The 22394-nt window shown below is 61.9% G+C and carries 21 protein-coding genes; 15 read left to right on the top strand and 6 right to left on the bottom strand.

From position 1 onward, the window contains the following. Positions 1-405: 405 nt before the first annotated feature. Both B1781_RS00585 and B1781_RS00580 read left to right on the top strand, forming a co-directional pair. Positions 406-1224 carry an ABC transporter substrate-binding protein gene (locus B1781_RS00585; RefSeq protein ID WP_164513192.1) on the top strand — a complete coding sequence of 273 codons (819 nt, stop codon included), beginning with the start codon at positions 406-408 and terminating at the stop codon, positions 1222-1224. Positions 1225-1233: 9 nt separating this feature from the next. Continuing rightward, a complete protein-coding gene (locus B1781_RS00580; protein WP_078117819.1) occupies positions 1234-3975 on the top strand; it encodes an EAL domain-containing protein in 2742 nt (913 codons plus the stop codon). A gap of 3 nt (positions 3976-3978) precedes the next feature. Here B1781_RS00580 and B1781_RS00575 read toward each other — a convergent pair whose 3' ends face one another. The 4 genes from B1781_RS00575 to B1781_RS00560 are packed head-to-tail and all read right to left on the bottom strand — an operon-like array spanning position 3979 to position 7356. Next, positions 3979-4560: an HPP family protein gene (locus tag B1781_RS00575; protein ID WP_078117818.1), complete on the bottom strand. Its 582-nt coding sequence runs from the start codon at positions 4558-4560 to the stop codon at positions 3979-3981. Continuing rightward, on the bottom strand, positions 4553-5566 hold the full coding sequence (gene hemB / locus B1781_RS00570; protein WP_078117817.1) for a porphobilinogen synthase: 1014 nt from the start codon (positions 5564-5566) through the stop codon (positions 4553-4555). Before hemB ends, B1781_RS00575 begins: the two co-directional genes overlap by 8 nt. Before the next feature lie 48 nt (positions 5567-5614). Continuing rightward, positions 5615-6337, bottom strand: a complete 723-nt coding sequence (locus tag B1781_RS00565) for a LytR/AlgR family response regulator transcription factor (protein WP_078117816.1) — start codon at positions 6335-6337, stop codon at positions 5615-5617. Beyond that, entirely contained in the window at positions 6337-7356 is a 1020-nt protein-coding gene (locus B1781_RS00560; RefSeq protein WP_078117815.1) for a sensor histidine kinase, read from the bottom strand. The genes B1781_RS00565 and B1781_RS00560 overlap by 1 nt, the downstream gene beginning before the upstream one ends. Before the next feature lie 94 nt (positions 7357-7450). On the opposite strand from B1781_RS00560, the gene argH reads away from it, so the two are divergent. Together argH and B1781_RS00550 are read left to right on the top strand one after the other, a co-directional pair. Beyond that, positions 7451-8830: an argininosuccinate lyase gene (argH, locus tag B1781_RS00555; protein WP_078117814.1), complete on the top strand. Its 1380-nt coding sequence runs from the start codon at positions 7451-7453 to the stop codon at positions 8828-8830. Positions 8831-8904: 74 nt separating this feature from the next. Beyond that, positions 8905-9261, top strand: a complete 357-nt coding sequence (locus B1781_RS00550; protein WP_078117813.1) for a nucleotide pyrophosphohydrolase — start codon at positions 8905-8907, stop codon at positions 9259-9261. 45 nt (positions 9262-9306) lie between these two features. On the opposite strand, the gene B1781_RS00545 is transcribed toward B1781_RS00550, so the two are convergent. Continuing rightward, entirely contained in the window at positions 9307-9765 is a 459-nt protein-coding gene (locus B1781_RS00545; RefSeq protein WP_174575394.1) for a hypothetical protein, read from the bottom strand. A gap of 227 nt (positions 9766-9992) precedes the next feature. Between B1781_RS00545 and B1781_RS00540 the strand changes: the two genes are divergently transcribed. From B1781_RS00540 to hslU, 11 genes are all read left to right on the top strand, one after another. Then, positions 9993-10790: a sensor domain-containing diguanylate cyclase gene (locus B1781_RS00540; protein WP_164513191.1), complete on the top strand. Its 798-nt coding sequence runs from the start codon at positions 9993-9995 to the stop codon at positions 10788-10790. A gap of 17 nt (positions 10791-10807) precedes the next feature. Next, positions 10808-13627: a class I adenylate cyclase gene (locus B1781_RS00535; protein ID WP_078117811.1), complete on the top strand. Its 2820-nt coding sequence runs from the start codon at positions 10808-10810 to the stop codon at positions 13625-13627. A gap of 83 nt (positions 13628-13710) precedes the next feature. Continuing rightward, entirely contained in the window at positions 13711-14163 is a 453-nt protein-coding gene (locus B1781_RS00530) for an RT0821/Lpp0805 family surface protein (protein ID WP_078117810.1), read from the top strand. Positions 14164-14322: 159 nt separating this feature from the next. Then, entirely contained in the window at positions 14323-14460 is a 138-nt protein-coding gene (lptM, locus tag B1781_RS23050) for an LPS translocon maturation chaperone LptM (protein ID WP_164513190.1), read from the top strand. Positions 14461-14466: 6 nt separating this feature from the next. Further along, a complete protein-coding gene (gene lysA, locus B1781_RS00525; protein ID WP_078117809.1) occupies positions 14467-15717 on the top strand; it encodes a diaminopimelate decarboxylase in 1251 nt (416 codons plus the stop codon). A gap of 11 nt (positions 15718-15728) precedes the next feature. Then, entirely contained in the window at positions 15729-16403 is a 675-nt protein-coding gene (locus B1781_RS00520) for a class I SAM-dependent methyltransferase (protein WP_078117808.1), read from the top strand. A 76-nt stretch (positions 16404-16479) separates the two neighbouring features. Beyond that, complete coding sequence (gene dapF / locus B1781_RS00515; protein WP_078117807.1) at positions 16480-17331, top strand: diaminopimelate epimerase; 852 nt, start codon at positions 16480-16482, stop codon at positions 17329-17331. A gap of 49 nt (positions 17332-17380) precedes the next feature. Beyond that, positions 17381-18067 carry a DUF484 family protein gene (locus tag B1781_RS00510; RefSeq protein ID WP_078117806.1) on the top strand — a complete coding sequence of 229 codons (687 nt, stop codon included), beginning with the start codon at positions 17381-17383 and terminating at the stop codon, positions 18065-18067. 8 nt (positions 18068-18075) lie between these two features. Next, on the top strand, positions 18076-19005 hold the full coding sequence (gene xerC / locus B1781_RS00505; RefSeq protein WP_334223834.1) for a tyrosine recombinase XerC: 930 nt from the start codon (positions 18076-18078) through the stop codon (positions 19003-19005). 108 nt (positions 19006-19113) lie between these two features. Then, positions 19114-19659 (top strand): ATP-dependent protease subunit HslV, encoded by a 546-nt coding sequence (gene hslV / locus B1781_RS00500; RefSeq protein ID WP_078117805.1) that lies wholly within the window; start codon positions 19114-19116, stop codon positions 19657-19659. Continuing rightward, positions 19652-20992 (top strand): ATP-dependent protease ATPase subunit HslU, encoded by a 1341-nt coding sequence (hslU, locus tag B1781_RS00495; protein WP_078117804.1) that lies wholly within the window; start codon positions 19652-19654, stop codon positions 20990-20992. Before hslV ends, hslU begins: the two co-directional genes overlap by 8 nt. Positions 20993-21040: 48 nt before the next feature. Here the strand turns inward: hslU and B1781_RS00490 are convergent, their stop codons facing one another. Beyond that, on the bottom strand, positions 21041-22354 hold the full coding sequence (locus B1781_RS00490; protein WP_164513189.1) for a TolC family outer membrane protein: 1314 nt from the start codon (positions 22352-22354) through the stop codon (positions 21041-21043). Positions 22355-22394: the final 40 nt, after the last annotated feature.

Below are 22394 nucleotides of genomic sequence, written 5' to 3'. Positions count from 1 at the left end.
AAAGCCTGCTGTGGTGCAACAAAGTCGCGCATTGTACGCGCCGAGCACGGATTGGGTACCGTTTCCGCACTACAAAAACGATCGCTCAGCAACCATTGCAGTACACGTCAATTTCTGAAAAGGGCGAAAAACTTTTGCAAAATGAGTGTCCTACAAACCGCTCAAACAAGGTAAAGTCAAGAATGTAGTGCATCGGCCGATGTGTTCCGCACACGGTTTGACAGAATCAGACGAGAGATCACTATGCACCTGAGTTGTGCCGAGAATCGAGTCAGTCGGGGCTTACGACTGATCACTGCGGGCGTTGCGTTGTGGGCAGCAAACGCCATCGCAGATCTACCCAAGTGCCTCTTCGTTTCGTCATATCACAAGGGATATGCGTGGTCCGATGGCGTTGAGCGCGGCTTGCGCAGTACGCTCGACGGCAAGTGCACATTGCGTCAGTTCGACATGGATACCAAGCGCAAGAAAAGCGAAGGCGAGATCGAAGCGGCGGCGAAGAAAGCCAAGGCCTTGATCGAAAACTGGCATCCCGATGTTGTAATAACCGCAGACGACAATGCCGCCAAGTACCTGATACAGCCCTATTATAAAGACGCCAATATGCCGTTTGTATTCTGTGGCATAAACTGGACGGTGGGCGAGTACGGCTTTCCTTACGACAATGTGACAGGGATGATCGAGGTCGCGCCGGTAAAAGCGATGATCGATGAAGCGGTCTCTCTGGTACCGGGCGCCCGGCGCGTTTTGTATATCGGCGCCGACACCTCGACCGAAGTGAAGAACGCCGACCGCATGCGCAAAGCGGCCGAAAGACGCGGTCTGCAACTGGATGAAAAATTCGCCGGCGACCTGGATGCCTGGGTTGCAGCATACGCCGCCGGCCAGGAATACGATTTCGTGATCATCGGCAGCAATGCCGGGATTAACGACTGGGACGAGCAGAAGGTGATCGAGGCGATACTGCCGATCAGCGATCGACTGACCGTGACCAGTCACGAATGGATGATGCCGGTTGCCATGATCGGTATGACCAAGGTGCCTGAAGAACAAGGCGAGTGGGCAGGACAGGTTGCCATGCAGATCCTCGAGGGTACGAAACCGGTGTCGATTCCCGTGATTGCCAACCGCAAATGGGACCTCTACCTGAACGCACAACTGGTTGAAGCAGCCGGTTTGATCATCCCCGCCCAACTTGCCAGCAAGGGCAAGGTTTTTCACTGATCCACCGCCATGTCGTTGTTGAACTCTCATTTCAGCCGTAGGTTCGTCGCCGTATTGCTCGGCATCGTGGTGATGTGCCTCGCCTTGGCGCTGGCGATCTACAACGACCTGAACACGGCCGAAACCGAGTTCACCGAGCTGAACAACGAGATCGAGACTGCGTTGACCCGTCGGCTGGACAACATCAACGCCTCGCTGCGTTCGCTCAGCGGCATGCACCACGCGATGACCCGCCTGACGCAACAGGAACTGTCGGCATTCGCCCAGGAAATCGGCCGCAGCCATCCTTACATCAAGGCGATCCTGCAATTGCGCCTGGTAGAACAGGAAGAGCGCGCGGCCTATGAAGACGAGTTTCGCGAGAGCGGCTTCCCAACCTTCCAGATGCTCGGCAGCGACACCAACGGCGCCATGGTCACCAGCCCGGTGCACGATACCTACATGTCGCTGAACTTCATCGAGCCACTCGATCCCGGTCTGGCACGCTATCTCGGTCTCGACTTCTACTCGCGTGAAGAGCTCAAGGCCGGCGTCGAACGCGCCGTGCGCAGCGGCGAGGTATCGATTTCGCCATCGCACCCGATCGATCGTGATGCCTTCCTGGCCTTCAAGGCGGTGTACAAAGGGTTCTTCGTACCCCGCTCCGCCGAGCAACGGGTCGCCCAGGTGCATGGCGCTTATGCCTTGCTGATCGATGCACATACGGTGTTCGAAGACATCATCGACCATTACCGCCACCTCGGCCTGCGCCTGGTGACACTCAACGACGGCGAGGAAACCCCGCTGTTCGAAAAAGTCACGCCGCGTTCCGACAGCCTTGCTTCGCGCCTGCTGCCACACCAGAAGAGCACACGCGAGATCGACCTGGGGCCGGCCAAATTCCGCATCCACGTCGAAAGCCCGGTGAGCTCGGCGACGTTCAAGCCGGCGCGCTGGGCCACGGTGATGGTCACCTTCCTCGGGTTGTACATCGCCGCCGTCGCCGTGGTATTCACCCGCATCCGCGCCGCCGAGGCCGCACGCGAGGCCAAGGAACAACTCTTCCAAGAAAAGGAACGTGCGCAGGTTACGCTGCAGTCGATCGGTGAAGCGGTAATCACGACCGACCCGACCGGTGTTGTCGACTTCATGAACCCGGTCGCCGAACACCTGACCGGTTGGGACGCACACGAGGCCTGCGGTCGCCACCTCAACGAGATCTTCTCGCTGGTTTCCGAATCCGACGGCACCGCGCTGCCCGACCCGATCGCCCGCGCCCTGCGCGATCACGACGAGTCCGAGGCCGCCGCCATCATGGTGCGCAGTGACGGTGCAACGATCGCGGTCATCGAGAACGCCGCGGCGATCCGCGACAGCGACGGCAACTTCACCGGTGCCGCACTGATCGTGCGCGACGTCAGCCGCGAACGTAACCTGCTGCGCGAGATGGCGTTCCAGGCTACCCACGATCCGCTCACACGCCTGATAAACCGCCGTCAGTTCGAACGCGAGCTGATTGCCGTGATCGAAGATGCGATGAAGGCAGAAAGCCAGCACGCCTTAATGTACATCGACCTCGACCAGTTCAAGGCGATCAACGACAGCTGCGGCCACATCGCAGGCGACCAGCTGCTGAAGCAGGTCGCCAGCCACCTCGGCGAAAATATTCGCCGGCTCGACCGCCTCGCGCGCCTGGGCGGCGACGAGTTCGGCGTGCTGCTGCGCGACTGCAGCATCAAGAAAGCACTCGAGGTCGCCGAATCGCTGCGCCACGAGATCAAGGACGTGCACCTGCACTGGGAAGACAAGAGCTTCCGCATCAGCCTGAGTATCGGCGTGGTTGCGATCAACAAAGACAGCGGCAGCCTCGACGAGGTACTGCGCGCCGCCGATGCAGCCTGCTATGTCGCCAAGGACCAGGGTCGCAACCGGGTGCACTATTACCAGCCGAACGACGAGATGCTGGCGCGCCGCAGCAGCGACATGCAGTGGCTGCACAAACTGCGTGAGGCGATCGACAACGATCAGTTGGTGCTGTATACGCAGACGATCTTCCCGTTGAACGACGACAAACCGCAACCGCCGATGAGCGAGTTGCTGGTGCGCATGATCGACAACGACGGACGCCTGGTGCCGCCGATGACCTTCATCCCGGCAGCCGAGCGTTTCAACCTGATGTTCGATCTCGACATCTGGGTGATCGGTTCGGCCTTCCGCCAGTTCGCCGAGTTGTGGCGGCGCTTCCCGGACGATCCACGCATCTTCACGATCAACCTGTCGGGCCAGTCGCTGGATCACCCGGACCTGGAACGTGCGATCCAGGAACTGGAGATGCAGTACAACGTCGATCCACATCGCATCTGCTTCGAGATCACCGAGACCAGCGTCATCGCCAATATGGATCGCGCGCTGAGCCTGATGGATCAGCTGCGTCGCCGCGGCTTCCTGTTCGCGCTGGACGATTTCGGTACCGGCCTGAGTTCGTTCGCCTACCTCAAGAAGCTACCGGTGGACTACCTCAAGATCGACGGTGAGTTCGTGCGCGACATCCTGCACGACCCGGTCGACAAGGCCATGGTCGATACCATCAAGCGCATCGGCGGCGTGCTCGGCATGATGACGATCGCCGAAGCGATCGAAGACGCTGAGACCTGCCAATTGCTGAACGCCATGGGCATCGACTACGGCCAGGGTTATCACCTGGGCAAACCCGAGCCCGGCCAGATCATGCCGCAGACGTCGAACGTGATTGCGTTCAAGAATGGTAAGTAGAACTCAGTCCCAGCGCACCGGGTAGCTACCCGGTTCATACAGATTGTTGCTGATCAGCGCCGCGACCAGCAGGATCAGACTGCCGAGCAGCACCGGAAACACATAACCCCAGCCGAGACCGTGCACGGCCTCTGAGCCGATCACGGCAATCAACGCCGTCGCGCCGCCGGGCGGGTGCACGGTACGCGTGATCATCATCAAGGCGATCGCCGTAGACACCGCGGCCGCCTCCTGGATGAACATGGTATCCGGCAGATAGCTGAAGCAGGCGACACCGACCAAGGCCGAGATCACGTGGCCGCCGATCAGATTGCGCGGTTGAGAGAAAGGGGCCTTGGGTGCACCGAACAACAGCACGGCAGATGCCCCGAACGAGCCGATCACCAGCAGTTGCAGGGTCGGCAGGCGGTCGACGACAAACGCCAAGGCGGCCATCCCGACAAAGGCGCCGAGCCACGCCACCAACACCGCCAGCGGTTTTACCTCGCGACCGCGGCCGTGCCCCTTGAACGGTTTGGTGCGCGCATGGGCGGGATGATCAGCGTCCGGAAGTCGCTCGTCTTCCCGCGGTGGTTGTTCAGTCATTCAGCCACTGCGCGGCGCGTTTGGCGAAATAGGTCAGAACACCGTCGGCGCCGGCGCGCTTGATGCACAACAGCGATTCCATGACCACGGCCTTCTCGTCCAACCAGCCGTTCTGTGCCGCTGCCATGTGCATCGCGTACTCACCGCTGACCTGATAGACGAAGGTCGGCACGCCGAACTGGTCTTTCACCCGGCGCACGATGTCCAAATAGGGCATGCCCGGCTTGACCATCACCATGTCCGCCCCCTCGTGCAGGTCGAGCGCCACCTCGCGCAGTGCCTCGTCGCTGTTGGCCGGGTCCTGCTGATAGGTGTACTTGTTACCCTTGCCGAGGTTGGCAGCCGAACCGACCGCGTCGCGAAACGGGCCGTAGTAGCTGCTGGCGTACTTGGCCGAATAGGCAAGGATGCGGGTGTTGATATAGCCCTCGGCCTCGAGCACGTCGCGAATATCACCGATGCGCCCGTCCATCATGTCCGACGGCGCGACGATGTCGGCACCGGCCTCGGCATGCGACAGCGCCTGCCTGACCAGCACCTCGACGGTCTCGTCGTTCATCACGTAGCCATTGCCATCGATCAGCCCGTCCTGGCCATGCGTCGTGAAAGGATCGAGCGCTACATCGGTTATCACACCCAGTTCAGGCACGGCATCTTTGAGCGCCTTGACGGCGCGCTGGGCGAGACCGTCGGGATTGAACGCCTCGGCGGCATCCTCGCTCTTGGCGCTGGGCGGCGTAACCGGGAACAACGCCATCGCCGGAACCCCCAGGCTATGCACGGCTCGCGCCTCTTCGACCAACAGGTCGATGCTGAGCCGCTCGACGCCCGGCATCGAGGCAACCGGCTCGCGTTCACCCTGGCCTTCCAACACAAACACGGGATAGATGAAATCGTCTGGTGTCAGGTGCGATTCACGCATCAGGCGACGCGAGAAATCGTCGCGACGCATCCGCCGCATGCGGGTGTAGGGGTAGCCGGAGAAGGCCTGCGTGTCTTTGGTCATGATGCTGGACCGGTCTGAGTGGCGATCCAGCTATGTTATCACCGCCGCTCAGTCACAGCCGCGAATCAGCCGCCGCACCGTCGGTGCATGCCGACGACTGACGTCGACCTGCTCATCGGTGCCGCGCATCGCCAGCACCAGCTGGCCGGCGGCATCTTTGTGGATCTCGGAAATTTTTTCCGGACTTACCAGCGCCGCACGATGCACACGCAGAAAACGCTCCGGCAGGCGCTCTTCGATCGCGCGCAACGACTCCTCGGTCAGCGCCATGCCCTCGGCATGCCACACCTCGACATACTTGGCATCGGCGCGCAGAAAGATCACCTCGTCGGCCGGTATGCGTTTCACGCCGCCGCGGTAGCTGACGGTGATGTAGCCGTAGTCGGCCGCCAATGCTTGCTGCTGGTCGCTGCTCAGTGCACGGGCCTTGTCGAGCGCGCGTTGTAGCCGCTCGGGTCGCACCGGCTTGAGCAGGTAATCGATAGCGTTGGCCTCGAACGCGGCCAAGGCATGCTCATCGTAAGCCGTCACGAATACCACCGCCGGCGGATTCGACTGCCCTGCAAGGGTCAACGCGGCCTCGATGCCGTCCACACCCGGCATGCGGATATCCAGCAACACCAGGTCGACCGGTATCTTTGCGCAGTGTTCCAGCACCTCGGCGCCATTGCTGGCCTCACCGACGATCCGGTAATCCGGGCCGGCAGCCTCGAGCAGCGATACCAAACGTGCGCGCGCCGGCGCTTCGTCGTCTGCAATCAAAACGTCCATCAGGTCTTCACCGGAAAATGGATGCGCACCTGGTAACAGTCATCGACCTGCCCGACGACCATACCTGCCGCCGGACCGAACGCCGCCTCCAGACGCTCACGCACATTGCGCTGCGCCATGCGGTTACCGCGGCGTGACGAGGTCGTCGCCCCTTCGGGCAGGGTGTTGCGTACGGCGATATTGATGATCCCGTTGCGGTAACGCGCACTCACAGCGATCTCACCGCCATCGGTTGCCGGCTCGATGCCATGATAGACGGCGTTCTCGAGCAACGGCTGGAGCAGCAGCGGCGGCATCTTCGCGTCCATCGGCAGCTCCTCCCAATCCCAACGCATGCGCAGGCGATCGCCCAGGCGCTGCCCCTCGATGCGCAGATAACCGTGCGCGAGTTCCAGCTCGCGCTCGAGCGTCGACAGGGTATCGGCCTGCGACAGCGTCGCGCGAAACAGGTCCGACAGGTCCTGCACCACCTGCTCGGCGAGTGCGGCATCGACACGTGTCAGGTTGGCGATGGTGTTCATGCTGTTGAACAGGAAGTGCGGCCGAATCCGGGCCTGCAGAGCCTGCAGACGCGCATCCGACTCGGCCAGCTCACGCTGGCGTTCGCGGTGCTGCTCATACAGGTAACGCAGGATCACCACGCCGACGATCCCGGCGATCGCGACGTGATGTGCCAGGGCAGGCATCACCGGTTCACCCTGACGCAGCCCCAATGCCTGGGCGGCCCCGAATACCAGTGCGGTGACGGCCACGATTACCAACCAGGCGGCAACGCCGGCAGCCGTATGATCCAATCGCGCCAGAGGCTTGCGCAAAATGCAGTAAAAGGCGCTGACGCTGAGCGCAATCCACTGGATGTAAAGCGAGCGCATGCTCAGCTCGACCCAGAATGCCGAGGCCTGGGTGTAGGCACCCAGTGTCAGGATGATCGCCAGCAGCTCGGCGCTGACCACCACCGCGAACACCATCGGGATGGCACAGAAGTTCGGCAGAAAGGCGCGGTGGGCAGATGAAGTCATCGGTCGAAGTATAAAAGCGTTCCGCTGGCGTGCTCAGTGTGGTCGGCGCGAAGCGAGTATAATCGCGTCCTTTCTCAGTTCTGGTGCCTTGTTCATGTCGGATAAAAAGCTCTGGGCCGGCCGTTTCGCCGAGCCGACCGATGCCTTCGTCGAAGCCTTCACAGCGTCGGTGGAGTTCGACCAGCGCCTAGCACCCTACGACGTCCAGGGCTCGATCGCGCATGCCACGATGCTCGCCAAGCAGGGCATTTTGAGTGACGCCGAGCGCGACGCCATCATCGCCGGACTCGAGCGCATCATGGCGCAGATCGAGGCCGGCCAATTCGATTGGTCGATCGCACTCGAAGACGTGCACATGAACATCGAGGCCGCCCTGACCGAAGATATCGGCATCGCCGGCAAAAAGTTGCACACCGGGCGCTCGCGCAACGACCAGGTTGCGACCGATGTCCGGCTATGGCTGCGCGACGAACTGGCGACGATCGGCGACGCTATCCGCCGCCTGCAGCACGCGCTGCTCGATCTGGCCGAGCGCGAGACGGATACGATCCTGCCCGGTTTCACCCACCTGCAGACTGCTCAGCCGATCACCTTCGGCCACCACATGATGGCCTGGTTCGAGATGCTCGACCGCGATCACGAACGCATGGCCGACTGCGCCAGGCGGCTCAACGTCATGCCGCTGGGTGCTGCGGCACTGGCCGGTACAACCTATCCGATCGACCGTCAGCTCACGGCGGAGCTGCTCGGCTTCGAGCGCCCGGCGGAAAACTCGCTCGATGCGGTCTCAGATCGCGACTTCGCGATCGAATTCGCCGCGGCCGCCAGCATCCTGATGATGCACCTGTCACGCATGAGCGAAGAGCTGATCATCTGGTCATCCGCGCAATTCCACTTCATCACGCTGTCCGACAGCTTCTGCACCGGTTCGTCGATCATGCCGCAGAAGAAGAACCCGGACGTACCGGAACTGATCCGCGGCAAATCCGGCCGCGTGTTCGGTCACCTGATGGCACTGCTGACGCTGATGAAGTCGCAACCGCTGGCGTACAACAAGGACAACCAGGAAGACAAAGAACCGCTGTTCGACGCGGTCGACAATGTGAAAGGCTCGCTCAAGGTATTCGCCGACATGATGCCGGCGGTCACCTGCAACGCCGATGCGATGCGCGACGCCGCCTCCAAGGGGTTTGCCACCGCCACCGATCTGGCCGATTACCTGGTGCGCAAGGGCGTGCCGTTCCGCGACGCCCACGAGGTGGTCGGCAAGTCGGTCGCCTATTGTGTCGACAAACGTTGCGACCTGGCGGATCTCAGCCTCGAGCAACTGCAGGGCTTTTCCGACGTGATCGACAGCGACGTGTTCGACTGCCTGACGCTCGAAGGCTCGGTTGCCGCACGCGACCACATCGGCGGCACCGCGCCCGCCCAGGTCAAGGCCGCGATCGCGCGCGCCCGGAAAAAGCTCGCCTGAGAACCCGGTCTGGCCGTGGCCCGGCACAACGTGTTGAGATAACCGCCATCGCTGACCACGCATGGCAGGGCATCATGGCCAAAGACAGTCTCGACGATCTCAATGCGCAACTGCTGGCATTCGCCCGCGAGCGCGATTGGGAACAATTTCATTCGCCGAAGAACCTGAGTATGGCGCTGGCCGGCGAGGCCGGTGAACTGCTGGAGCACTTTCAGTGGCTCAGCGAGGAACAGAGCGCCAATCTCGACGCCGACAAAAAGCAGGAGGTCGGCTTCGAGATGGCCGACATCCTGATCTACCTGATCCGGCTGGCCGAACGGCTCGACATCGACCTCGTCGACAGCGCCTACCGCAAAATGGCCGTCAACCAGGCACGTTACCCGGCCGAGCGGGTACGCGGCGATGCCCGTCGCGCCGATGAATACGACTAAACCGGGACGTACTGCGTCCGAAGCCGCCTGTCGCGCGCCTCTTCGCTAACGCTGCGGTCCGCGTAACAGCAAGCGGGTGCGACGCTTCAACTGCCGGATATGCCGCCAGAAACGCGTCGCTGACGGCGCTGCCTGCAGCGTATGCGCCTGGCCGAGCTGCCCCCCGACCAACAACGCATCCGGTACCCGTTGGCGGATGGAGCGCGCGACACTGCCGGTCAGGCCCGGCTCCGCGGCCACGCTGACCCAAAGCACATTGATCGAGAAATCCATGTTGGCGAAAGCCACGCGTTCGCCGAACGATGCACACACGTCGCGGATCGCCTCGGTGACCTGATCGCGACACAACGCCGAGCGCGCCCCCAAGCCCGGGATCAGCATCATGAAATCGGCCAGGGCCCGGCCTTCCTCATCACGCACGGGCGCCACCTGCCACAACGGTTGGGCGGGGTTGAGACACGCCGCACGAGCCGGAGGTTGAGCCTTTCGATCGAGGTCACTCATGTCTAGACATCCTAGCCGGATTCACCAATATCGCCATAAATGGCGGCGCACGTCATACCAATACATCAGCCGCGAGTAGGCACTTACTTGCGCGTCTAACCCCATTTTTGGAAAGGGTGGGTGACAAAATTTCGACTAAAGACGCCCGCCAATCGGCCGACCTAAAAGCAGGGGAACAAACTGTCTTTAGGGACTCGCTTTTGGGGGAGCGAATGGAACAAAGCGAAATGAGTGAAATCGATCAAAACCTGCTGCAACAAGTGCCGTTCGGAATGCTGACGCTGGATACCGACGGCGGCGTTGTATGGGTCAACGAAGCCATGTGCAATATGCTCGCAGTGCAGGACTCGGAACTGCTCGGCAAGTCGATTGCGCAACTACCGGAACACGTACGCAACCTGCTCGAACCCGGGCCCAAGTTGTACCGCATGCCCACCGACCATCGCTGGGTGTGCCGCGAACTGATTGGAAACGATGGCTCACAACGCCTGTTCATCGTGGCCGACGTCTCGCTACAGGAACAACTTGCCGAAGAGAACGCACGCTTGATGCAACAGGTCGAAGACCTGAAGCTGACCGACGAGCTGACGGGGTTGGCCAACAAACGCGCGATCACGCAGGCCCTCGACCTACACATCTCGCGCAGCCGGCGTTACCAGAATCCGCTGAGCACGGTGCTCGTGCATGTCGACCTGTCTGCGTTCAACGGCGTTCAGCCTTTGTCGACCGACCCGATCATCCTGGCTGTATCGCAGTTCCTGCGCGACCGCCTGCGTTGGGTCGACCAGATATCACGCTGGGAAGACAACACCTTCCTGCTGGTACTGCCGGAAACGACCGAAGAGGATGCGCGCGGCCTGGTCGACAAGATCCGCGATGAGCAGGGCAGCATCCAGTTGCCGGAAGCCTATACGGAACTGATGCCGCAACTGGCGTTCGGTGTTGCCTGCTGGAAGAAAGGCGATGACCAACGCACCCTGCTGCGCAGCACGCTGCAAAACATGCAGGAGAGCAGCGGCGCTTGATAGCCGCGTGAGCGGCGATGACGACACAGGCGGTTGACGAACAGGAAGGTCTCGGACGCAAGGACCTCAACCGCATCGTCGCGCGCTTTCTGGCACTCGGTGATCAAAGGCTGGCGCGTATTCGCGCCAGCCTGACCCACGAACAAAGCAACTTCTTCGATCTGCTGCCGCTGCTGTGGCACGTCAATCACCCGACGATGCCCGGCTTCGTCTCGTCCGACACACCGTGCGGCGTCGCCGGTTTCCGCCCGGATCGGATGCAGATTCTGCTCGCGCGTCGCTATGCGCGCGGCTTCAAGGAAGACAAACGTCACCACCAGGAACACGCCATACTCGGCCTGTACCTGATGGGCAGCATGGGCAGCCTCGGCCAAACCGTCGGCAGCGATCTCGACTTCTGGCTATGTCACACCAGCGATATCGATGCGGCTGGACTGGCCACCCTGCGACGCAAGGCAGAACTGTTGGAGCAGTACGCCTCGAGCATCGGCCTGCACGCCCATTTCTTCCTGATGAACGCCGATTCGTTCCGCGGCGGCGTAGTCGAACAGTTGTCGAAAGAAAGCAGCGGCCATACGCAACACACCTTGCTGCTCGAGGAGTTCTACCGCACCGGCATCCTGCTCGCCGGCAACCCGCTGATGTGGTGGATCGTGCCGCCCGAGCAGGAAGCGAACTACACCCAATACACGCAACGACTGGTCAGCAAGCGTTTCATCCGTGCCGATCAGTGGCTCGACTTCGGCGGCCTGCATACGCTGCCGGCCAACGAATTCTTCGGCGTCGCCCACTGGCAGTTGTTCAAGGGGATCGATGCACCGTACAAGTCGCTGCTGAAACTGATGTTGCTCGAGGCCTACGCGGCCGAATACCCCAAGGTCGACTGGCTGTGCCTGGAGACCAAGCGCGTTATCTACGAAGGGGGCGACGCGGATGTCGACCGGGTCGATCCCTATCGGCTGATCCTCGGTCGCATCACCAAGTACTTCACCGAACGCAACGAGCTGGCACGTCTGCAACTGGCGCGCCGTGCTTTCTATTTCAAGGCCGGGCAGCTGCTGGCGCGATCCAACCTGCTGATGGACTGGCGTCGCGAACAGATGATCAGGCAGTGCAACGATTGGGGCTGGGGGGAGAACGAGATCCGGCAACTGGATACGCGTGCGGAATGGAAACTGGAGCGCGTCGTCGAAGAACGCGAGGCACTGGTATCGGAGCTGTCGCGCAGCTACCGCCTGCTGACCGAGTTCGCCCGCGAACTGGATGCCGACGCCGAGTTGAACCAGCAGGAACTGGCGCTACTCGGCAGAAAACTGCACGCCGCACTCGACAAGCGGCCCGGCAAGGTCGACCGCATCAACCCCGGCATCTCGCGCGACCTGTCGGAACGCACGCTGTGGCTGCGCAAGGTGCCGGGCAATCCTGCGCGCTGGCAGCTTTTTCTGCACCCGCCGGAAGACATGCCCAACACACCGGTCAAGAGCTGCATCAGTCTGGTGGAGATTCTTACCTGGATGCATATCAACGGCATCTGCGAACGCAGTACGCAGATCCACTACCAGCCGAAGCCACCGGGGTACGGCGAACCGGAGCAGGACAAGATTCTCAAAACCCTGCGTAAACGTTTTCCGCGCACCCTGCCCGAAGACCACGATCTGACGGCGTACGCCGACGAGGCACAGGGCAAGCAGTCGATCTGGTTCATTAATGTCGGCCATAACCCGCTGGCAACGCTGGCCGATGCCGGCTATCAACTGATCAGCGAACGCGTCGACGCCCTGAGCTTCAGCGGGGTACACGAGTGCCTGGTGGCGAACATCGAACACGTCTACCTGACCAGCTGGGGCGAGGTGATCGTCGAACGCCACCCACAGGGCGGAACCGGCTTGCTCGATTGCCTTTGCCGTTACCTCAACCTGTTCTCGCCGCACAAGCACAAACCGGGCTCGATCGCGGTCTACAGTTTTTCGTCGACCCGCGGCGGCGCGATCGCCAACCGTGTGGCGCGCTTGGCGCAGTCGGTGTGCAGCACCTTCCACCAACTCGGCGAGAATGCGCGCTACCTTCTGCGGATCAGCGACCAGTTTCACGAGATTCGCTATCGCGACGGTCGATACGACTGGTCGCCGATCGGCGAACTGGACGCGCTGTATGACTACCTGGCGCATCCGCAGGACGGCTATGTGCCACTGCGCATCGACCGTATCAGCATGCAGGATTCACCCCTGCCCACGCTGATCAAACGCAGCGAACCCGGGGTGATCCAGGTCTTCTACGAATTGACCGATCGCGGCATCCACCTGTATTTCTTCGACCAACACGGTGCCTTCACCAGTCAATGGATGTCGGGCGCCGACGAATACCATCTGCTGATCCACCAACGCCGCTTCCTCGATGCGGTGATCGAGAATCGTTTGCTCGGACCGCGCGGTGACGGCGCGGCGCAACGCCCCGACGTCAGATTCACCCGCATTCATCGGGTCGCATCGGGGGATCTGCAGCTCAGCATCATGAAGGTGCCGCCGGCAGCGGGAGACGACTACGTCGAACTGGTGGTAACTGTCAGTCCGCGCTGTCGCATCGAAGACGGTTTTCGTCTGCGCCTCGGCCAGCAGTCGTTCGACTCGCAGCAACTGGGCACATCACTCTACCCGCAGGTCGCCAGCCAACTACGTCGCCTGCGACGCAGCAATATCGACTACCCGGTGTACCTGACCGGCATGAAGTCGTTCGACAACAGCGGCAAGAGCAGCTGCAGCCTGATCGACGTGTTGCATTTCAAGCGACAAGTGGAACAGCGTCTCGCTGAGGCAATGAGGTCCGGAACCAAATTGTGACCTGTCGGTCAACGTGCCTGCGAGGGTGCGGGTAATCTCCCCAAGCATTCGAGAATCGTTGATCACCGCGAGGGGCGACAAGCATGCAGATTCGAACAACCTTGGTTGCGGCGACCGCCATCAGCCTGATGGTTGCCGGCTGTGGTTCGACCAGAGAACAACAGGGTAATGTGATTGGGGCGGTCGCCGGCGGTGTGCTCGGCAGCCAGATCGGCGGCGGCAGCGGCAAGGTGGCAGCGACCATCGTCGGCACCCTGCTTGGCGGATACATCGGCGGCAACATCGGTCGACGCATGGACGAAAGCGATCGCTATCGCGCAGGTGAGGTGCTTGAATCGACGCCGACCAACCGCAGTTCTACCTGGGAGAACCCGGACACCGGCACCAACTATGAAATGACGCCGACCCGTACCTATTACGACGATTCGACGCCGTGCCGCGAGTACACGACCGAGGCATGGATCGACGGCCGCAAAGAGACGATCTACGGCAATGCCTGTCGCAAGGCCGACGGCACCTGGCAGGCATCCAACTGAACTGCGCCGGTCATCTGCCCGGCTGAAAACCCGCTGCCGAACGGCCATCGACAGGGACCGACCATGCGCGGCTGATGCGCTTCAGCCGCCTTGGGCGGCAATAGGCTCCACCATGGCGAGCAGCTATACTGCCGGCCTTGAGTCTTTCTGGAGCCGGGTATGATTCGACGCCTCTTGATCACCACCAGCCTGCTGATGTTGCTGCTGACTTACGGTTGCGGCAACAAGGGGCCGCTGTACCTGCCGCAAGACGGTGAGCCGGCCTCGACCGAGCAAGACAACGAGCCGTCGGAATAGCGCACCATGGATCATTTCCAGTATCGCGACGGCGAACTGTTTGCCGAAGACGTGCCATTGCGCGCAATCGCGGAGCAACACGGCACGCCTTGCTACGTCTATTCGCGCGCTACTCTTGAACGTCATTGGCGTGCATTCGATAACGCGTTCGGCACGCACCCCCACCTGGTGTGCTACGCGGTCAAAGCCAATTCCAACCTCGCCGTACTGAATGTGCTGGCACGCCTGGGCTCGGGTTTCGACATCGTGTCCGTCGGTGAGTTGGAACGCGTGCTGGCAGCCGGCGGCGACCCGAGCAAGGTGCTGTTTTCGGGTGTCGGTAAACAGGAGCACGAGATGCGGCGCGCCCTGGAGGTCGGCATCCGCTGTTTCAACGTCGAATCAGCAGCCGAGCTCGAGCGCCTCGACCGAGTTGCGGGCGAGATGGGCACACGGGCGCCGATCGCGCTGCGCGTGAACCCCGATGTCGATGCCGAGACCCATCCCTATATCTCGACGGGTCTGAAAGAAAACAAATTCGGCGTGTCGGTCGAAGATGCGCTTGGGCTGTACCGCCGGGCGGCACAGATGGCCAACATCGAGGTCTCCGGCGTCGACTGCCACATCGGCTCGCAGCTGACCCGCATCGACCCGTTTCTCGATGCACTCGACCGCGTCATGGCGCTGGTCGAACGCTTGGCCGGCGAGGGCATCGCAATCGACCATCTCGACCTGGGCGGTGGACTGGGCGTGCGCTACGACCAGGAAAAGCCTCCCGAACCCGACGCCTATGCACGCGCCCTGCTCGACCGCATGGGCGATGCACGCTACGAGATCTTCATCGAACCGGGACGCGCGATCGCGGCCAATGCCGGCGTGCTGCTGACCCGGGTCGAATACCTCAAGCGCAACGAAGGCAAAGACTTTGCCGTGATCGATGCCGCGATGAACGATCTGATTCGCCCGTCGTTGTACCAGGCGTGGCAACAGATTGTCACCGTCGAACAGGCACCGCAGGGCACGCCTGCCAGCTATGACCTGGTCGGTCCGATCTGCGAAACCGGCGATTTCCTCGGCAAACAACGGCCGTTGACGCTGCAGCAGGGCACGTTGCTTGCGGTACGGTCCGCCGGCGCCTACGGTTTTACGATGGCGTCGAATTACAACACCCGCCCGCGCGTGCCCGAGATCATGGTCGATGGCGAACAGATGTTCGTTGTACGCCGCCGGGAAACGGTTAGTGAACTGTATGCCGGCGAATCAACCCTGCCGACCTGAGAGGCCCATCCGTGGAACGCGTCCCCGAACCGGAAGAACTGATGAACGACATCGAGCAGGCGCTGGCGTATGCGCGTGCCGATTTCAGCGAGGCCAACCAGCTGTTCATCACACTGCTCGAAGACATCGCCGGCAACGATGGCTTATCCGGGGCGTTGCTCGACCTGGGCTGCGGCCCGGCCGATATCCCGCTGGAACTGGCACGTCGGCATCCGCAGCTGCGGATTGACGCACTCGACGGCGCAGCGGCGATGCTCGACCTGGCGCGCCAGCACCTCGACGAAGACGAACAGGTTGGATCGCGCATCCGCCTGATGTGCGAATACCTGCCGTGCCCGGCGCTGCAACACAACAGCTACCAGTCGGTGGCGTCGAACAGCCTGCTGCACCACATGGCCGACCCGGCGGTACTGTGGCAGACGATCAAGGAATGCGCGGCGCCCGGCGCACATGTCGTGGTTATGGACCTGATGCGACCGCACTCCGAGTTGGCCGTCGACGCACTCGTTGAGACCTATGCGCTGAATGAACCGGATGTGCTGCGGCGCGACTTTCGCAACTCGCTGTTCGCGGCCTACTCGCTCGACGAGGTCGCACAGCAGTTGACCGATGCCGGCCTCGATTCGCTGAGCATCGCCGGCGTCAGTGATCGCCATCTCGCGGTGACCGGCACCCTACCCGCCTGAGTCTATTCAATCGGCTGCGCCAACTATCGGCGCTCGGTTTCTCGCCGCCGTCGGCCGACGGCGTTATATTCATAGCATGATGCTTGAATTCACCAAGATGCACGGGCTGGGTAACGATTTCGTCGTTATCGACGCGGTCAACCAGCAGTTAGTGCTCGACGAGACCCAGGTGCGCGCCCTCGCCGACCGGCGTTTCGGTATCGGCTGCGACCAGGTGCTGCTGGTCGAACGCCCGCGTCATCCGCAGACGGAGTTCTTTTACCGCATCTACAACGCCGACGGTGGTGAGGTCGAACAGTGCGGCAATGGGGCACGCTGTTTCGCCCGCTTCGTCGCCGACAAGGGCATGACCCGCAATCGCGAGATTGCAGTAGGTACCGCCGCCGGCAATATCACCCTGTATCTCGAAGACGACGACCAGGTGCGGGTGAACATGGGCCGGCCGCACCTGACGCCTGAAAATATCCCGTTCGAGGCCGATGCCCTGGCCGACCGCTATGCGATCGCCGTCGACGGGGAAACGTTTGAAATCGGCGCGGTATCGATGGGCAACCCGCACGCCGTGCTGCTCGTGGAGGATACCGCGAGCGCCCCCGTAGAAACGCTCGGACCCGCGCTGGAAAGGCACCCGCGCTTCCCGCAGCGCGCCAACGTCGGCTTCCTGGCCGTGCGCGACGAAAACCATGTCGATCTGCGGGTATACGAACGTGGTGCGGGCGAGACCCTGGCCTGCGGCACCGGCGCGTGCGCCGCCGTGGTTTATGGCCGGCAGCGCGGCTTACTGGCGGAACGCGTTGCTGTTCGCCTGCCCGGCGGAACGCTTGTGATAAGCTGGGCGGGAATCAACGAGCCGGTGTGGATGACCGGGCCCGCGGTGAGCGTTTTCGACGGCCGCGTAGACCTGCAGGCACTGACAGCGGCGCGTTAACCGCCAACGGTAAAGACGAGATGCCCGCAACCTTGATGGAAGGCCGCCCATGAGTCTGCAACCTGATGATGTCGCTCAGTCGGCAGATGAACGCGAAGAAGAGATCGCGGCATACCTGACGACCCATCCGGATTTCTTCGAACGCCATCCGGACGCCCTCGCCGCGATCGATATCCCGCACCCCACCGGCGACGCGGTATCGCTGATCGAACGCCAGGTGCGCACGCTACGCGACCAATCGGGCAACTACCGTCGTCAGCTCGAAGACCTTGTCACCGTAGCGCGCGAAAACGACGCCTTGGCCAAACGCCTGCACCGTTTGACGCTGGCGCTGATCGAAACCCATTCTTTCGACGAAGTGCTCAATACCCTGCAAGATGAGCTGCGCGAACAGTTCAAGGCCGATTCGGTCGAGATGAAGCTGTTCGCTACCGAACAACTCGACGCGCACGCGCATGAGCCGGGCCCGGCCTTGTTCAAGGACTTCCTCGATCGCGCGCGCCCCAACTGCGGCAAGCTCGACAAGGAGAAGCTCGAGTATCTGTTCGGCCCTCAAGCCGGCGAAACGGGGTCGGCCGCATTGATCCCGCTGACTGCGCCACCGCTGGCCGGCGTATTAGCAATCGGCAGCCGCGATCCGGAACGCTTCCACGAAGGCAAGAGCGTCGATTTTCTTCAGCGGCTGGCCGAGGTCGTCAGCGCGACCCTGCAGTCAGCGTCCAGCCCCGGCGTCTGACCCGACCCGTGTCCGACGGCGACAGCGTTTCTTCCATCACTGTCGAAGCACTGCCGGCGCTGCGAGGGTTTCTAGACTATCTGCACTATGAACGCCGCCTGTCGCCGCGCACGGTCAGCAGCTATCGGCGCGATCTCGATGAATTCCTCATCTGGGTAGTCGATCAGGGCCTTCCCGATCCATCCAGGGCGGACAGCCAGCACATTCGCGCCTACGCCGCCTACCGACATCGACGCGGACTCTCGCCGAAAAGCCTGCAACGCCATTTATCGGCGATACGCGCCTTGTATCGCTACCTGCTACGTGAAAGCGCGGTCAAAGCCAATCCTGCCGAGGGCGTACGTGCGCCGAAAGTCGAACGACACCTGCCGCAGACGCTCGACGTCGATCAGCTCGGTCGGCTGTTGGACATCGCCGGCGACGCCCCGCTCGACCTGCGCGACAAGGCGATCATGGAACTGTTCTATTCATCCGGGTTGCGGCTATCGGAACTGGTCAGCCTGAATACCGCCGACGTTCAGACAAGCGACGGCCTGCTCGAGGTGCTCGGCAAAGGCGGCAAGACCCGCCGCGTGCCCATCGGCCGACTGGCGCGTGAGGCGATCGATGCCTGGCTGTCGACACGGCCGGCACTCGCCGCCGACGGTGAAACCGCATTGTTCGTCAGTCAGCGGGGTTCGCGCCTGAGCGCCCGCTCAGTCGAGGCGCGCCTGCGCCAACGTGCCATCGAACAAGGCATGCCGCGCCACGTTCACCCGCACATGCTGCGCCACTCCTTCGCCAGTCACCTGCTCGAATCCTCCGGCGATCTGCGCGCCGTACAGGAACTGCTCGGGCACGCGGATATCAGCACGACCCAGATCTATACCCATCTCGACTTTCAGCATCTCGCGCAGGTCTACGACCAGGCGCACCCACGCGCCAAACGCAAGCGCTGATCGGCGTTATTTGCGCGCGCAAGCGTGCGAAGCGGGTTCGCCGCGTCCTTCGTGCAACTTGCGACATTCCGCTACAATGACCCGTTCTTTCAGCGTCCAGGATAGGCAGTGGAAAAGATTCGCGGTACGACCATTCTCTCGGTACGACGCAACGGCAAGGTAGTCGTCGGCGGCGATGGCCAGGTCTCGATGGGTAACACGGTCATGAAAGGCAATGCACGCAAGGTGCGCCGCCTGTACAAGGGCCAGGTGTTGGCAGGATTCGCCGGCGCCACCGCAGATGCGTTCACCCTGTTCGAACGCTTCGAAGGCAAGCTCGAAAAGCATTCCGGTCACCTGACCCGGGCCGCGGTCGAGCTGGCCAAGGACTGGCGCACCGACCGCATGCTGCGCCGTCTCGAGGCGTTGCTCGTGGTGGCGGACAAGGAGGCCTCGTTGATCCTCACCGGTACCGGCGATGTCGTCGAGCCGGAAGACAGCCTGATGGCCATCGGCTCGGGCGGCTCTTACGCCCAGGCCGCGGCGCGCGCCATGCTCGATACCACCGAACTGGGCGCGCGTGAGATTGTCGAACGCGGTCTGCAGATTGCCGCAGACATCTGCGTGTATACCAATCACAACCTCGTCATCGAAGAGCTGGACTGCGATGCCTGAATTTACCCCTGAAGAAATCGTTCGCGAACTCGACAAGCACATCATCGGCCAGCAAGAGGCGAAACGCTCGGTGGCGATTGCCCTGCGCAACCGCTGGCGACGCACCCAGGTCGAAGACACCCTGCGCAACGAGATCACACCGAAAAACATCCTGATGATCGGCCCGACCGGGGTCGGCAAGACCGAGATCGCTCGCCGCTTGGCAAAGCTTGCCAACGCGCCCTTCATCAAGGTCGAGGCCACCAAGTTCACCGAGGTGGGCTATGTAGGCCGCGAGGTGGATTCCATTGTGCGCGACCTCGCCGATGCCGCGGTGAAAATGGTGCGCGTGCAAGAGATGGAAAAGGTGCAGGACGTCGCCGCTGCCGCGGCGGAAGAACGCGTGCTCGACGCGCTGTTGCCTCCCGCGCGCACCAGCAGTTGGGAAGACGAAGCGGTTCCGGTGCGCACCGAAGGCGGCAGCACGCGCGACAAGTTCCGCGACAAGTTGCGCAATGGCGAACTCGATGAGAAAGAGATCGAGATCGAAACCGCCGGCGTGAACATGGGCGTCGAGATCATGGCCCCGCCCGGTATGGAAGAGATGACCAGCCAGTTGCAAGGCCTGTTCCAGAACCTCGGCGGCCAACGCATGAAGAAGCGTAAGCTGCGCATCAAGGATGCACTGGCACAGATCCGCGACGAAGAGGCCGCGAAACGGGTCAACGAAGAAGACCTGAAGTTGCGCGCCATCGAAACCGTCGAGCAGCACGGCATCGTCTTTCTTGACGAGTTGGACAAAGTCACCAGCCGCAGTGAATCCCACGGAGCGGACGTGTCACGCGAAGGTGTACAGCGCGACCTGCTACCGCTGGTCGAGGGCTGTACCGTGTCGACCAAGCACGGCATGGTGCGCACCGACCACATCCTGTTCATCGCTTCCGGCGCCTTCCATCTGAGCAAGCCGTCTGACCTGATCCCGGAGCTTCAGGGAAGGCTGCCTATCCGCGTGGAATTGTCGGCGCTTTCGACCGATGACTTCGTGCGCATCCTGACCGAGCCGGATGCCTCATTGACCGAGCAATACCAGGCCCTGATGAAAACCGAAGGGGTCGAGCTACAGTTCACCGACGACGGCATTCGACGCATCGCGGAGATCGCCTGGCAGGTCAACGAGAAAACCGAGAACATCGGTGCGCGTCGCCTGCACACGGTGATGGAACGTCTGTTGGAAGAGGTTTCGTTCATGGCGCCGACCTACGCCGGCCGCACCATCACGGTGGACACCGAGTACGTCGATAGAAACCTGTCTGAACTGGCAGCGGACGAAGATCTCACCCGCTACATTCTTTAACGGCTATTCGATCCGGTATCCGCTCGTTCAAGCGGATACCGCAACATCCTACTGCGCCGGTGTCTGACCGGCTTGCGGCTCCATCGCCAACGCGTCAGCGGCATCGACCTTGTCGATCAAGACACCCAACGCCTCGAGCAGGCGATATTGCGCCAGCAGATGGTCAGCTTGCGTCTCGACGATCGCCTGTTGCGCCGTCAACACCTCGTTCTCGGAATTCAGCAGATCGAGCAGTGTACGCTGGCCAATGCGGAACTGCTTGCCGTACGCATCGCGGGTGGCGCGCGCAGCCTCCACTTGGCGTTCGAGCAAGGGGAGCTGGGCGCGGGTCGCCTCGAGGGCAGCCCATGCCAGGCGGATACTTTCTTCCAACTGACGAACCGAGCGGTCACGAACATCTTTGGCCTCGTTGATGTTATAGGCCGTGGCGCGCTTGCGGGCGGCATCCGCACCGCCGCGAAAGAGGTTGTAGCGCATGCGGATCATCGCCGTGGCATCGTTGTCGTGACCTTCCACACCACCGATGTTGTCGTTCAGGTTGCCGCCGACTTCGAGGTCGAAACGCGGATAGAAGAACTGCTTGGATGCTTCATGCTGCGCCTTGGCCGCTTCGATATCGGCTGACGCCGTCTGCAGCACGGGATTGTTCGCCTGTGCGATCTCCATCGCCTGCTCGAGCGATCCCGGCAGCGCGTCGCCTACGGGATCGGCTGCAGGGTAGCTCTCGGCCGGCGCTGCACCGACGACGCGATAAAATGTGGTTTGTGCATCCTGCACGTTGACGTCGGCCGCAACCAGATTGACCTCTGACAAGGCGACGCGCGAGGTGACCTGGTCGAAGTCGGCACGGCGGCCGACACCGGCATCGCTGCGTGCGCGGATCTGTTCTTCGATGCGTCGATGGATATCGAGACTTTGTTGCGAGATATCCTGCAACTGCTGGTAGCGATTCAGATCGACGTAGGCCTGCACCGCCTTCATCGCGGTCGACTCACCGACCGACATCAGTCTGGCCGCCGCGGAATTCATACGGGCATTTTGGCGATCCACTTCGCTGCTCGTGCCCCAACCATCGAACAACATCTGGCGTACGGTCAGGCCGAGTTCGCGTCGTTCAAGGTCGTTGGTGTGGCCATCATTGGCCCGGGTGGTGGGGTTATCCGTGTGCTCGTGTCCGAAACCGGCATTGAGATCGATCGATGGCAGATAGCCGCCTTCGGCCTGTCGGACTTCTTCGCGGCGCGCCAGCCACTGGTTACGCGCTTCCGCCACATCGGGATTGGTCGTCAAAGCGGAACGAACGACGTCCGTCAAAGCACCCTGTTGTGCCTGGGCCGATGACCAGCCGACCAGGACACACATGAACGACGCGCATCCAACCGCGCGCAACCGAGCTCCATCC

The organism is Thiosocius teredinicola (assembly GCF_002009425.1).
Taxonomy (GTDB): domain Bacteria; phylum Pseudomonadota; class Gammaproteobacteria; order Chromatiales; family Chromatiaceae; genus Thiosocius; species Thiosocius teredinicola.
This window is presented reverse-complemented; position numbering and strand designations above follow the sequence as displayed.

Bases quoted from the DNA above. Each gene is read 5' to 3' on its own strand.
- hemB (WP_078117817.1), bottom strand. From the start codon at position 5,566: ATGACCAAAGACACGCAGGCCTTCTCCGGCTACCCCTACACCCGCATG.
- B1781_RS00510 (WP_078117806.1), top strand. From the start codon at position 17,381: ATGAGTCTGCAACCTGATGATGTCGCTCAGTCGGCAGATGAACGCGAA.
- B1781_RS00560 (WP_078117815.1), bottom strand. From the start codon at position 7,356: ATGACTTCATCTGCCCACCGCGCCTTTCTGCCGAACTTCTGTGCCATC.
- dapF (WP_078117807.1), top strand. From the start codon at position 16,480: ATGATGCTTGAATTCACCAAGATGCACGGGCTGGGTAACGATTTCGTC.
- B1781_RS00540 (WP_164513191.1), top strand. From the start codon at position 9,993: ATGAGTGAAATCGATCAAAACCTGCTGCAACAAGTGCCGTTCGGAATG.
- B1781_RS00490 (WP_164513189.1), bottom strand. From the start codon at position 22,354: ATGTGTGTCCTGGTCGGCTGGTCATCGGCCCAGGCACAACAGGGTGCT.
- B1781_RS00535 (WP_078117811.1), top strand. From the start codon at position 10,808: ATGACGACACAGGCGGTTGACGAACAGGAAGGTCTCGGACGCAAGGAC.
- lysA (WP_078117809.1), top strand. From the start codon at position 14,467: ATGGATCATTTCCAGTATCGCGACGGCGAACTGTTTGCCGAAGACGTG.
- lptM (WP_164513190.1), top strand. From the start codon at position 14,323: ATGATTCGACGCCTCTTGATCACCACCAGCCTGCTGATGTTGCTGCTG.
- hslU (WP_078117804.1), top strand. From the start codon at position 19,652: ATGCCTGAATTTACCCCTGAAGAAATCGTTCGCGAACTCGACAAGCAC.
- B1781_RS00580 (WP_078117819.1), top strand. From the start codon at position 1,234: ATGTCGTTGTTGAACTCTCATTTCAGCCGTAGGTTCGTCGCCGTATTG.
- B1781_RS00575 (WP_078117818.1), bottom strand. From the start codon at position 4,560: ATGACTGAACAACCACCGCGGGAAGACGAGCGACTTCCGGACGCTGAT.
- argH (WP_078117814.1), top strand. From the start codon at position 7,451: ATGTCGGATAAAAAGCTCTGGGCCGGCCGTTTCGCCGAGCCGACCGAT.
- B1781_RS00550 (WP_078117813.1), top strand. From the start codon at position 8,905: ATGGCCAAAGACAGTCTCGACGATCTCAATGCGCAACTGCTGGCATTC.
- B1781_RS00530 (WP_078117810.1), top strand. From the start codon at position 13,711: ATGCAGATTCGAACAACCTTGGTTGCGGCGACCGCCATCAGCCTGATG.
- B1781_RS00545 (WP_174575394.1), bottom strand. From the start codon at position 9,765: ATGAGTGACCTCGATCGAAAGGCTCAACCTCCGGCTCGTGCGGCGTGT.
- B1781_RS00565 (WP_078117816.1), bottom strand. From the start codon at position 6,337: ATGGACGTTTTGATTGCAGACGACGAAGCGCCGGCGCGCGCACGTTTG.